The following is an 11,432-nucleotide window of genomic DNA, read 5'->3' on the forward strand; positions in this document are numbered from 1 at the left end:
GACCCACAGGTTTACACTGCCAGTTCCCTTCACAGGAGCAGAGCAGTGCTGACACATCTTGATTCCCAGGGGCGGGCCAATATGGTCGACGTCACTGAAAAGGCCGTGACCGAGCGCGAGGCCACTGCCGAGGCGCGGGTGCGCATGTTGCCGCAGACCTTGCAGATGATCGTCGACGGGGAGCATCCCAAGGGCGACGTGTTCGCCGTGGCGCGCATTGCCGGGATCCAGGCGGCGAAGAAGACCAGCGACCTGATCCCGCTGTGCCACCCGCTGATGCTGACCAGCGTCAAGGTCGAGCTCAGTGCCGAGGGCCAGGACGCCGTGCGGATTGTCGCCCGTTGCAAGCTGGCCGGGCAGACCGGCGTGGAGATGGAGGCGCTGACCGCTGCAAGCGTTGCCGCGCTGACGATCTATGACATGTGCAAGGCTGTGGACAAGGGCATGGTCATCGAACAGGTACGCCTGCTGGAAAAGCTCGGTGGCAAAAGTGGCCACTACAAGGTGCAGGCATGATGAAGGTCAAGGTGATGTACTTCGCCCGCTACCGCGAACTGCTGGGTGTGGATGGCGAGCGTGTAGAGGGCGCGTTCAAGGTGCTGGACGATGTGCGCCAGGCCCTGGTGGGCAAGGGTGGGCACTATGCGGTGCTGGCTGAGCAGAACCTGATGTGCGCGCGCAACGAAGAGCTGTGCAAGCTCGATGAGCCACTGCAAGAGGGTGATGAAGTGGCGTTCTTCCCGCCGGTGACCGGAGGCTGAACATGGCAGTGCGAGTGCAACACGGCGCGTTCGACCCAGGGGCCGAGGTGAATGCCATGCATGCGGCCAATGTTGGCGTGGGCGCGGTGGTCGGTTTTGTTGGCTATGTGCGGGATTTCAACGATGGCCGCGAAGTGGCGGGGATGTTCCTTGAGCACTACCCGGGCATGACCGAAAAGGCGCTGGCCAAGATCGTGGTCGAGGCCGAGCAGCGCTGGCCGTTGCTCAAGGTGGAGGTTTTGCACCGCATCGGTGCGCTGGAACCGGGCGAGCCGATCGTGTTTGTTGGCGTGGCCAGCGCCCATCGGCAGGCGGCGTTCGAGGCCTGCAACTTCATCATGGACTACCTGAAGACCCGGGCGCCGTTCTGGAAGAAGGAAAATACCCAGGAAGGGCCGCGGTGGGTTGAAGGCAAGCAGAGTGACCAGGATGCGGCGGGGCGCTGGTAGATTGCTGTCTGATGGCCGGGGCTTTGCCCCGGTTCGCGGGGCAAGCCCGCTCCCACAGGTGCTTTGCTGAACCCAAGGGCAGCGGAAAATCTGTGGGAGCGGGCTTGTCCCGCGAAGAGGCCGGCACAGGTCAGTGGTGTTTGCGCGGCACCGGCTTTAGCAGCTCATCGGGCGGCATTTCGCACTTGATCTTGCGCCCCAGCAGCTCTTCGATCGCCGGCAACTGGTACGAGTCATCCTCCCCGGCAAAACTGATCGACACGCCACTGGCCCCCGCGCGGCCGGTACGGCCAATGCGGTGCACGTAGTCGTCCGGGTCTTCTGGCAGGGTGAAGTTGATCACGTGGCTGATACCATCGATATGGATGCCACGCCCGGCCACGTCGGTGGCCACCAGCACCGTGATGCGCCCTTCGCGGAAGTTTTCCAGGGTGCGGATGCGCTTGTGCTGGGGCACATCGCCCGACAGCTGGGCGGCATTGATGCCGTCGCGCACCAGTTTTTCCTCGATGCGCCGCACTTCGTCCTTGCGGTTGGCAAACACCATCACCCGTTCCCAGTTGTTCTGGGTCACCAGGTTGTACAGCAGCTTGTATTTGTCGCTACCCGCCACTGCATACACGTGCTGCTCGACCGTTTCGCTGGCCACGTTTTCCGGCTCGATCTCGACGATGGCCGGGTTGGTGGTCCACTGCTTCGCCAGGTTCATCACGTCGTCGGTGAAGGTGGCGGAGAACAGCAGGGTCTGGCGCTCGCTTTTCGGTGGTGTCTGGCGAATGATCTGGCGCACTTGTGGGATGAAACCCATGTCGAGCATGCGGTCGGCTTCGTCCAGCACCATCACCTCGACCATGTCCAGGTGCACTTCGCCGCGCTGGTTGAAGTCCAGCAGGCGGCCCGGGGTGGCCACCAGGATGTCGCAGTGGCGTGCTTCAAGGGCTTTGAGCTGCTTGTCGAAGTCCATGCCGCCAACAAAGCTCATGACGTTCAGGCCGGTGTACTTGGTAAGCGCCACGGCGTCCTTGGCGATCTGCACCACCAGCTCGCGGGTAGGGGCGATGATCAGCGCGCGTGGCTCGCCCATGTAGCGTTCCTTGGGCGGTGGCGTCTGCTGCAGTTGGGAAATGATCGAGATCAGGAACGCCGCAGTCTTGCCGGTACCTGTTTGGGCCCGGCCAATGGCGTCCTGACCACGCAGGGTATACCCCAGCACCTGCGCCTGGATCGGCGTGCAGTACGGGAAGCCCAGGTCGTGGATGGCGTGCATCAGCTCGTTGGACAGCTTGAAGTCGTGGAAGCGGGTCTTGCCTTCCTGCGGCTCGACCACGAAGTCTTCCGGTTTCCACAGGCTGGCCTGTGGCTTGGGCTTGCGCTCGCGACGCGGTTTGTCCTTGGCCGCTTTGTCGGCAGGTGGCGTAGCAGCAGCGGGTTGTTCAGCCTTTGGGGCGGGGTTGGCATGCGCTACGGCCGGTTTTGCTGCGGGCCGGGCCTCGCTGGCGGGTGCGGGCGCAGGCGGTGCCACGCTGGCAGCAGGAGCAACGGCGTGTGGCGCGGCGTCTCCCTTGCCGAATATTTTCTTGAGTGCTTTGAGCACGATCGTCTCATCAACTGATTAAGGAATGTACGCCGGGCAGTGTAATGCAAGATCCGGGCGCGGCGTAGTGGAATACTCCCACAACTACAAGAGAGCCAGCCTATTGCAGCTGTTTGCTCAACCATTCGTAGATGTCGTTCAGTTCTTCGACCACCACTTCGTGTTCCATCGGGTATTCGTGCCAGCGGGCGGCGACGCCCCAGGTGTTCAGGTACTCGAAAGCGGTGCGGCCCATGGACGGGATCACCACCGGGTCATGCACGCCATGCAGGCACAGGGCCGGGGTGCGCTGCTGGCAGGCACTCAACTGGTGCTGGTCGTTGAAGGTGGGGGCATAGGTGGACAGGGCAATCACCCCACCCAGTGCTTCTTGCCACTTTATATAGGCAGTGTGCAGCACCACCGCGCCACCTTGGGAAAAACCGGCCAGGAAGATACGGGACAGGTTGATGCCTTTGGCCTGCTCGGCCTTGATCAGGGCAACCACTTGCTCGGCTGACGCTTCCAGCTGCGCTTCGTCAATGGCGCGGGCCGGGGTCATGGCCTTGATGTCATACCAGCTGGGCATGGCATAACCGCCATTTATGGTGACTGGCCGGGTCGGGGCCTGGGGCATGATGAACCGGGTGCTGAGCAGGCGCTCCTGCATGAATTCGGCTACCGGTAGGAAGTCGTAACGGTCGGCCCCCAAACCGTGCAACCAGATCACACAGGCATCAGCGGTTTTCTGTGGTTCGAGAATCAGCGGGTTGGTCATGACTGCTCCGAAAGTGTGCGGGTCTTGTTATGGCGTGCGTGAAAAGAAGGCGCTGGAAATGATTGTCGGAAAAAGAATGTCGCAACGATACAACTTTCCCCACTTGACGAGCGCTTAAACGCTACAGCCAGAGAATCTGGTACGCGCTTTGCAATTCAATCTGCGATGCAAAGGGCAGGCCGAAACGGTAACACCCTTTGCACGCGAAGGCTGTCACAGAACAGTCCATTGCGCCAAGTGACCCAATAACAAGCCAATACGGGTCGGATACGCCTCAAAAGGGTGCGGTGCAATTCCGGCTCGATACAACAAGAGCGATTTGGAGGTTGTGAATGAAGATGTTGAAAACCACCCTGGCAGTCCTGACCGCTGCCGCCGCACTGGGCGCCGTGAGCAATGCCCAGGCCGGCGCCACCCTCGATGCGGTCAAGAAGAAGGGCTTCGTCCAGTGTGGCGTGAGCGACGGTCTTCCGGGCTTCTCGGTACCTGATGCGCAAGGCAAGATCGTCGGTATCGACGCCGATGTCTGCCGCGCCGTGGCCGCTGCCGTGTTCGGCGACGCGACCAAGGTCAAGTTCAGCCAGCTCAACGCCAAGGAACGCTTCACCGCCCTGCAGTCGGGCGAGGTCGACGTGCTGTCGCGCAACACCACCTGGACCAGCTCGCGCGATGCCGGCATGGGCCTGGTGTTTGCCGGTGTCACCTACTACGACGGGGTTGGCTTCCTGGTCAACAAGAAGCTGGGTGTATCCAGCGCCAAAGAGCTCGATGGCGCAACCATCTGTATCCAGGCCGGTACCACCACCGAGTTGAACGTGTCGGACTTCTTCCGCGCCAATAACCTGAAGTACACCCCGATCACCTTCGACACCTCGGACGAAAGCGCCAAGTCGCTGGAGTCGGGCCGTTGCGACGTGCTGACCTCGGACAAGTCGCAGCTGTTTGCCCAGCGTTCCAAGCTGGCCGCGCCGACCGACTACGTGGTACTGCCGGAAACCATCTCCAAGGAGCCACTGGGCCCGGTGGTGCGTAAAGGCGACGAGGAGTGGTTCAGCATCGTCAAGTGGACCCTGTTCGCCATGCTCAACGCCGAAGAAGCAGGCATCACCTCGAAAAATGTCGAGGCCGAAGCCAAGGGCACCAAAAACCCTGACGTCGCCCGCCTGTTGGGTGCGGATGGTGAGTACGGCAAGGACCTCAAGCTGCCCAAAGACTGGGTAGTACAGATCGTCAAGCAAGTCGGCAACTACGGTGAAGTGTTCGAGAAGAACCTGGGCCAGAGCACCGACCTGAAGATCGACCGTGGCATGAACGCCCTGTGGAACAACGGCGGCATCCAGTACGCGCCACCAGTGCGCTGATGGTTGCACCCTGCGGCGGCATCCCGCCGCTGCAGGCTGTTCGAATCCCTACTGTCCGGGGCACTTCATGCAAAATCAAATCGGCGCACCCAAGGGCTTGTCCCTTAACGATCCGCGTGTGCGCGCGTGGCTGTTCCAGATCCTCACGATCGTCTTCGTGGTCGGCCTGGGCTGGTACCTGTTCCACAACACGCAAACCAACCTGCAACACCGGGGTATCACCTCGGGCTTCGACTTTCTCGACCGCAGTGCCGGCTTCGGCATCGCCCAGCACCTGATCCCCTATGTGGAATCCGACAGTTATGCGCGGGTGTTCGTCATCGGCCTGCTCAATACCCTGCTGGTCACCTTCATCGGCGTCATCCTGGCGACGGTTCTGGGCTTCATCATCGGGGTGGCTCGCCTGTCACCGAACTGGATGATCAACAAACTGGCGACCGTGTATGTGGAAACCTTCCGCAACATTCCGCCGCTGCTGCAGATCCTGTTCTGGTACTTCGCCGTGTTCCTGACCCTGCCGGGACCGCGCGGCAGCATCAACATCGACGATATGTTCTTTATCAGCAACCGTGGCCTGAACATGCCGGGCGCGTCCATGGCCGATGGCTTCTGGCCGTTCGTCGTTGCCTTGGGGGTGGCGATTGCCGCCACTGTCGTGATGGTGCGCCTGGCCAACAAGCGCTTCGACGAGACCGGCGTGCAGTTCCACAAGTTCTGGGTGGGGCTGGCGCTACTGCTCGTCATCCCGGGCCTGAGCGTGCTGTTGTTCGGCAGCCCGGTAAGCTGGGAGGTGCCGCAGCTCAAGGGCTTCAACTTCGTCGGTGGCTGGGTGCTGATCCCCGAACTGCTGGCGCTGACCTTGGCGCTGACTATCTACACGGCAGCTTTCATCGCTGAAATCGTGCGTTCTGGCATCCGTTCGGTCAGCCATGGCCAGACCGAGGCCGCGCGCTCGCTGGGCCTGCGCGAGGGCCCGACCCTGCGCAAGGTGATCATTCCCCAGGCACTGCGGGTGATCATTCCGCCGCTGACCAGCCAGTACCTGAACCTGGCGAAGAACTCGTCGCTGGCGGCCGGTATCGGCTACCCGGAGATGGTCTCGCTGTTCGCCGGCACCGTGCTCAATCAGACCGGCCAGGCTATCGAGGTGATCGCCATCACCATGAGTGTCTATCTCGCCATCAGCATCAGCATTTCGCTGCTGATGAACTGGTACAACAAGCGCATTGCGCTGATCGAGCGGTGAGGATACGCCCGTGAATGCCCATGTTTTCAAACCCGATATGCCGCCACCGGTGAAAACCGTCGGCGTGCTCGCATGGATGCGTGCCAATCTGTTCTCCAGCTGGCTCAACACGCTGTTGACCCTGTTCGCCATCTACCTGGTATGGCTGATCGTACCGCCGCTTGTTCAGTGGGCTTTGATCGACGCCAACTGGGTCGGCACCACACGCGCCGACTGCACCAAGGAGGGCGCCTGCTGGGTGTTCGTGCAGCAGCGCTTTGGCCAGTTCATGTACGGCTACTACCCGGCCGAGCTGCGCTGGCGGGTGGACCTGACGGTGTGGCTTGCCGTCATCGGCGCTGCGCCGCTGTTCATCAAGCGCTTCCCGCGCAAGGCCTTCTACGGCCTGGGCTTTCTGGTGCTGTACCCGGTACTGGCCTACACCCTGCTGCACGGTGGGTACCTGGGCCTGGAGAGCGTACCGACCAGCCAGTGGGGCGGGCTGATGCTGACCCTGGTGATTGCCACCGTGGGTATCGTCGGCGCCTTGCCACTGGGCATCCTGCTGGCCCTGGGCCGGCGTTCGAGGATGCCGGCCGTGAAGGTGGTGTGCGTGACCTTCATCGAGTTCTGGCGCGGCGTGCCATTGATCACCGTGCTGTTCATGTCGTCGGTGATGCTGCCGTTGTTCCTGCCCGAAGGCATGAGCTTCGACAAGCTGCTGCGGGCGATGATCGGCGTGATCCTGTTCCAGTCGGCGTATATCGCCGAGGTGGTGCGCGGTGGTTTGCAGGCCATCCCCAAGGGCCAGTACGAAGCTGCCGCCGCCATGGGCCTGGGCTATTGGCGTTCGATGGGCCTGGTGATTCTGCCGCAGGCGCTCAAGCTGGTGATTCCCGGCATCGTCAACACTTTCATTGCCCTGTTCAAGGACACCAGCCTGGTGATCATCATCGGCCTGTTCGACCTGCTGAACAGCGTCAAGCAAGCCGCCGCCGACCCGGCCTGGCTGGGCATGGCTACCGAGGGCTATGTGTTCGCCGCCCTGGTGTTCTGGATTTTCTGTTTCGGTATGTCCCGCTACTCCATGCACCTGGAGCGCAAGCTGGACACTGGCCACAAGCGTTAGGAGTTTCGAAATGAGTGAAGCGATCAAGCAGCCTGCCGGCCCCGAAGGCATCATCCAGATGCAGGGTGTGAACAAGTGGTACGGCCAGTTCCATGTGCTCAAGGACATCAACCTGAACGTGCGCCAGGGGGAGCGCATTGTGCTGTGCGGGCCATCCGGCTCGGGCAAGTCCACCACCATCCGTTGCCTCAACCGCCTGGAAGAGCACCAGCAGGGGCGCATCGTGGTCGATGGCGTCGAGCTGACCAACGACCTCAAGCAGATCGAGGCCATCCGCCGTGAAGTGGGCATGGTGTTCCAGCACTTCAACCTGTTCCCGCACCTGAGCATTCTGGAAAACTGCACCTTGGCGCCGATGTGGGTGCGCAAGATGCCGCGGCGCAAGGCCGAGGAAATTGCCATGCATTATTTGGAGCGCGTGCGTATTCCCGAGCAGGCGCACAAGTACCCGGGGCAATTGTCGGGTGGCCAGCAGCAGCGTGTGGCGATTGCCCGTGCGCTGTGCATGAAGCCGAAGATCATGCTGTTCGACGAGCCGACCTCGGCGCTGGACCCTGAAATGGTCAAGGAAGTGCTCGATACCATGGTGGGCCTGGCCGAAGACGGCATGACCATGCTCTGCGTGACCCACGAGATGGGTTTTGCCCGCACCGTGGCGAACCGGGTGATCTTCATGGACAAGGGGGAGATTGTAGAGCAGGCGGCGCCGGATGACTTCTTCGACCGGCCGCGCAGTGACCGGACCCGGTTGTTCCTGAGCCAGATCCTGCATTGATGCTGTTTGGGCTGCGCGGCAGCCCTTCGCGGGCACGCGCGCTCCCACAGGCTTAGCGCTGGCTTTGGAGCCTGCGTAGTTCCTGTGGGAGCGGGCGTGCCCGCGAAGAGCCGCAACGCGGCCCTGGGTTTATTTCTCTTCCTGGCTGGCAGCCGGCGCCGGCGGCGGCCGCAGCCCCACCTCGGCAACCAGCTTCAACTGCTGCCCATTGCGCATCACCTCGATGGTGATCTTCTCGTTGGGTTTGATCCGCGCCACTTGGTTCATCGACTTGCGGCCATCACCGGCCGGTTCGCCGTTGATGCTCAGGATCACGTCACCCAGTTGCAACCCGGCCTTGGCCGCCGGGCCTTCGCGGAAAATACCTGCAACCACGATACCCGGGCGGTCCTTCATGCCGAACGATTCGGCCAGCTCCTGGCTCAGCGGTTGCACCTCGATGCCCAGCCAGCCACGGATCACCTGGCCGTGCTCGACGATCGACTTCATTACCTCCAGTGCCAGTTTCACCGGGATGGCGAAGCCAATGCCTTGTGAACCGCCGGACTTGGAGAAAATCGCGGTGTTGATGCCAACCAGGTTGCCATTGGCATCGACCAGCGCGCCGCCCGAGTTGCCGGGGTTGATCGCTGCGTCGGTCTGGATGAAGTCTTCGTAGTTGTTCAGGCCCAGCTGGTTACGGCCGGTAGCGCTGATGATACCCATGGTCACGGTCTGGCCAACACCAAACGGGTTGCCGATGGCCAGCGACACGTCGCCGATGTGAATGGTGTCCGAACGGCCTATGGTGATCGCCGGCAGGTTCTTCAGGTCAATCTTCAGCACCGCCAGGTCGGTTTCCGGGTCGCTGCCGATCACGCGGGCCAGGGTTTCGCGGCCATCTTTCAGGGCCACGACGATCTGGTCGGCGCCGCTGGTGACATGGTTGTTGGTCAGCAGGTAGCCCTCGGGGCTCATGATCACCGCCGAGCCCAGGCTCGACTCCCAGCGGCGCTGCTTGGGCAGGTTATCGCCGAAGAAGCGGCGGAACTGCGGGTCTTCGAACAGCGGATGTGCGCTCTTGTTCACCACCTTGGTGGTGTACAGGTTGACCACTGCAGGGGCAGCCAGTGTCACGGCGTCGGCGTACGACACCGGGCCTTGCATGATCCGCGTGGTCTGCGGTGCCTGTTGCAGGTTGACGTCCTGGCTGGGCAGGCCTACCCACTCCGGGAAGCGCTGGATGATCAGCATGGCGATCAGTACGCCGGTAAGCAGGGGCCAGCCAAAGTAACGCAAAGCCTTGAACATGAACGAATCCTGGAAAGAGCGAGGGCCAGTGGCCGCGCAGTGGGGCATGAGCGCGCGGGATCATACACCGGTTCCCCCAGTGCCGGCGACGGCCCATAATGGCCGGCATTATACGGGCGTTCCATTGGCGTTGCGCCCGAGAAAAGCGCAGTTTTCGAGGAGATTTTCATGGCCGTCGCTCTAAACACCCTGGTCGAGGAAGCCGAGCGTTACCTGGGCAGCGCGAAGATCCAGGATTATTGCCCCAATGGCCTGCAAGTAGAGGGCCGGCCGCAGGTCAGCCGTATCGTCAGTGGTGTTACCGCCAGCCAGGCGTTGCTGGATGCTGCGGTCGAGGCCCAGGCCGACCTGGTGCTGGTGCACCATGGTTACTTCTGGAAGGGTGAGAACCCGTGCATCACCGGTATCCGCCAGCGTCGTCTGAAAACCTTGCTGAACAACGACATCAGCCTGCTGGCGTTTCACCTGCCGCTGGATGTTCACCCGGAGGTGGGCAACAACGTGCAGCTGGCGCGGCAACTGGACATCACCGTCGAAGGGCCGCTGGACCCGGAGAACCCCAAGGTGGTCGGGTTGGTCGGCTCACTGGCCGAACCTGTGACTGCCCGCGATTTTGCCCGGCGGGTTCAGGAAGTGCTGGGGCGTGAGCCATTGCTGGTGGAGGGGGAGCAGATGATCCGCCGGGTCGGCTGGTGCACCGGTGGCGGGCAGGGTTACATCGACACGGCGATTGCCGCCGGGGTGGACCTGTACCTGACCGGCGAGGCGTCGGAGCAGACCTATCACAGTGCGCGCGAGAATGGCGTCAGTTTCATTGCTGCCGGGCACCATGCCACCGAGCGTTACGGGGTGCAGGCGCTGGGCGATTACCTGGCGCGGCGGTTTGCCGTGGAGCACCTGTTCATCGATTGCCCCAATCCCATTTGATATCAGCGTTGCCTGCTTCGCGGGCTCGCCCGCTCCCACAGGGATCGCACCAAGCCTGGGGGGCAATACCTGTGGGAGCGGGCGAGCCCGCGAAAGGGCCGGCCCTGGCAGCCCAAACCCGCAGTCATATCGTTAGACCTTTTCGATCTAGCCCGCCTCCTAAATAGAAGCAGCCGCTGTGATAAAGTGGCTCGCTCGAACACGGCCCGCAGGCCGTCCATAAGATCGTTTTTCGTGAGTAGCCATGGTCGACAAACTGACGCACTTGAAACAGCTGGAGGCGGAGAGCATCCACATTATCCGCGAGGTGGCCGCCGAGTTCGACAACCCGGTGATGCTGTACTCGATCGGCAAGGATTCCGCCGTGATGCTGCACCTGGCGCGCAAGGCCTTCTTCCCGGGCAAGCTGCCGTTCCCGGTGATGCACGTCGACACCCAGTGGAAATTCCAGGAGATGTACAGCTTCCGCGACAAGATGGTCGAGGAAATGGGCCTGGAACTGATCACCCACGTCAACCCTGAGGGTGTGGCGCAGGGCATCAACCCGTTCACCCATGGCAGCTCCAAGCACACCGACATCATGAAGACCCAGGGCCTGAAGCAGGCACTGGACAAGCATGGTTTCGACGCCGCCTTTGGTGGCGCGCGCCGCGACGAAGAGAAGTCGCGGGCCAAAGAGCGTGTGTATTCGTTCCGCGACAGCAAGCACCGCTGGGACCCGAAGAACCAGCGCCCCGAGCTGTGGAACGTGTACAACGGCAAGGTCAACAAGGGCGAGTCGATCCGCGTGTTCCCGCTGTCGAACTGGACCGAGCTGGACATCTGGCAGTACATCTACCTAGAAGGCATCCCGATCGTGCCGCTGTACTTCGCCGCCGAGCGTGAAGTCATCGAGAAGAACGGCACCCTGATCATGATCGACGACGAGCGTATCCTCGAGCACCTCTCCGAGGAAGAGAAAGCCCGTATCGTCAAGAAGAAGGTGCGTTTCCGTACCCTCGGTTGCTACCCGTTGACGGGGGCTGTCGAGTCGGAAGCCGAAACGCTGACCGACATCATTCAGGAAATGCTCCTGACGCGCACTTCCGAGCGCCAGGGCCGGGTCATCGACCACGATGGCGCCGGTTCCATGGAAGACAAGAAACGTCAGGGCTACTTCTAATT

At 61.9% G+C, this 11,432-nt stretch carries 12 protein-coding genes; 9 read left to right on the top strand and 3 right to left on the bottom strand.

What is annotated here, in order from left to right:
- Nucleotides 1–45: 45 nt before the first annotated feature.
- Genes moaC through moaE form a run of 3 tightly spaced genes read left to right on the top strand, consistent with a single transcriptional unit; the run spans nt 46 to nt 1,210 of the window.
- Complete coding sequence (gene moaC, locus J3A71_RS05235; protein WP_016489004.1) at nt 46–516, top strand: cyclic pyranopterin monophosphate synthase MoaC; 471 nt, start codon at nt 46–48, stop codon at nt 514–516.
- Nucleotides 516–761 (top strand): MoaD/ThiS family protein, encoded by a 246-nt coding sequence (locus J3A71_RS05240; protein WP_016489003.1) that lies wholly within the window; start codon nt 516–518, stop codon nt 759–761. Before moaC ends, J3A71_RS05240 begins: the two co-directional genes overlap by 1 nt.
- Before the next feature lie 2 nt (nt 762–763).
- Nucleotides 764–1,210, top strand: a complete 447-nt coding sequence (gene moaE / locus J3A71_RS05245) for a molybdopterin synthase catalytic subunit MoaE (RefSeq protein ID WP_016489002.1) — start codon at nt 764–766, stop codon at nt 1,208–1,210.
- Between the two features lie 130 nt (nt 1,211–1,340).
- On the opposite strand, the gene rhlB is transcribed toward moaE, so the two are convergent.
- On the bottom strand, nt 1,341–2,804 hold the full coding sequence (gene rhlB, locus J3A71_RS05250) for an ATP-dependent RNA helicase RhlB (protein ID WP_070086394.1): 1,464 nt from the start codon (nt 2,802–2,804) through the stop codon (nt 1,341–1,343).
- Between the two features lie 100 nt (nt 2,805–2,904).
- Entirely contained in the window at nt 2,905–3,561 is a 657-nt protein-coding gene (locus tag J3A71_RS05255; RefSeq protein ID WP_016489000.1) for an alpha/beta fold hydrolase, read from the bottom strand.
- A gap of 332 nt (nt 3,562–3,893) precedes the next feature.
- On the opposite strand from J3A71_RS05255, the gene J3A71_RS05260 reads away from it, so the two are divergent.
- The 4 genes from J3A71_RS05260 (at nt 3,894) to J3A71_RS05275 (ending at nt 8,051) form a co-directional block, all read left to right on the top strand.
- On the top strand, nt 3,894–4,922 hold the full coding sequence (locus J3A71_RS05260; RefSeq protein ID WP_016488999.1) for an amino acid ABC transporter substrate-binding protein: 1,029 nt from the start codon (nt 3,894–3,896) through the stop codon (nt 4,920–4,922).
- Between the two features lie 67 nt (nt 4,923–4,989).
- The gene (locus J3A71_RS05265; RefSeq protein ID WP_096426731.1) at nt 4,990–6,168 is read left to right on the top strand and encodes an amino acid ABC transporter permease; all 1,179 of its coding nucleotides are present in this window, start codon (nt 4,990–4,992) and stop codon (nt 6,166–6,168) included.
- A 10-nt stretch (nt 6,169–6,178) separates the two neighbouring features.
- The gene (locus tag J3A71_RS05270) at nt 6,179–7,276 is read left to right on the top strand and encodes an amino acid ABC transporter permease (RefSeq protein ID WP_016488997.1); all 1,098 of its coding nucleotides are present in this window, start codon (nt 6,179–6,181) and stop codon (nt 7,274–7,276) included.
- Nucleotides 7,277–7,286: 10 nt separating this feature from the next.
- Entirely contained in the window at nt 7,287–8,051 is a 765-nt protein-coding gene (locus J3A71_RS05275; protein ID WP_016498022.1) for an amino acid ABC transporter ATP-binding protein, read from the top strand.
- A gap of 129 nt (nt 8,052–8,180) precedes the next feature.
- Here the strand turns inward: J3A71_RS05275 and algW are convergent, their stop codons facing one another.
- Nucleotides 8,181–9,341 (bottom strand): Do family serine endopeptidase AlgW, encoded by a 1,161-nt coding sequence (algW, locus tag J3A71_RS05280; protein WP_016488995.1) that lies wholly within the window; start codon nt 9,339–9,341, stop codon nt 8,181–8,183.
- Between the two features lie 168 nt (nt 9,342–9,509).
- Between algW and J3A71_RS05285 the strand changes: the two genes are divergently transcribed.
- Both J3A71_RS05285 and cysD read left to right on the top strand, forming a co-directional pair.
- Complete coding sequence (locus J3A71_RS05285) at nt 9,510–10,268, top strand: Nif3-like dinuclear metal center hexameric protein (RefSeq protein WP_016488994.1); 759 nt, start codon at nt 9,510–9,512, stop codon at nt 10,266–10,268.
- A gap of 244 nt (nt 10,269–10,512) precedes the next feature.
- Nucleotides 10,513–11,430, top strand: coding sequence for a sulfate adenylyltransferase subunit CysD (cysD, locus tag J3A71_RS05290; RefSeq protein WP_003251799.1), 918 nt, complete (start codon nt 10,513–10,515; stop codon nt 11,428–11,430).
- The last annotated feature ends 2 nt before the right edge of the window (nt 11,431–11,432 follow it).

This window comes from Pseudomonas sp. PvP089 (assembly GCF_017875165.1).
Taxonomy (GTDB): domain Bacteria; phylum Pseudomonadota; class Gammaproteobacteria; order Pseudomonadales; family Pseudomonadaceae; genus Aquipseudomonas; species Aquipseudomonas fortuita.

Coding starts and splice junctions, on each gene's coding strand:
- J3A71_RS05240 (WP_016489003.1), top strand. CDS start 516: ATGAAGGTCAAGGTGATGTACTTCGCCCGCTACCGCGAACTGCTGGGT.
- moaE (WP_016489002.1), top strand. CDS start 764: ATGGCAGTGCGAGTGCAACACGGCGCGTTCGACCCAGGGGCCGAGGTG.
- J3A71_RS05255 (WP_016489000.1), bottom strand. CDS start 3,561: ATGACCAACCCGCTGATTCTCGAACCACAGAAAACCGCTGATGCCTGT.
- J3A71_RS05260 (WP_016488999.1), top strand. CDS start 3,894: ATGAAGATGTTGAAAACCACCCTGGCAGTCCTGACCGCTGCCGCCGCA.
- J3A71_RS05265 (WP_096426731.1), top strand. CDS start 4,990: ATGCAAAATCAAATCGGCGCACCCAAGGGCTTGTCCCTTAACGATCCG.
- J3A71_RS05275 (WP_016498022.1), top strand. CDS start 7,287: ATGAGTGAAGCGATCAAGCAGCCTGCCGGCCCCGAAGGCATCATCCAG.
- algW (WP_016488995.1), bottom strand. CDS start 9,341: ATGTTCAAGGCTTTGCGTTACTTTGGCTGGCCCCTGCTTACCGGCGTA.
- J3A71_RS05285 (WP_016488994.1), top strand. CDS start 9,510: ATGGCCGTCGCTCTAAACACCCTGGTCGAGGAAGCCGAGCGTTACCTG.
- cysD (WP_003251799.1), top strand. CDS start 10,513: ATGGTCGACAAACTGACGCACTTGAAACAGCTGGAGGCGGAGAGCATC.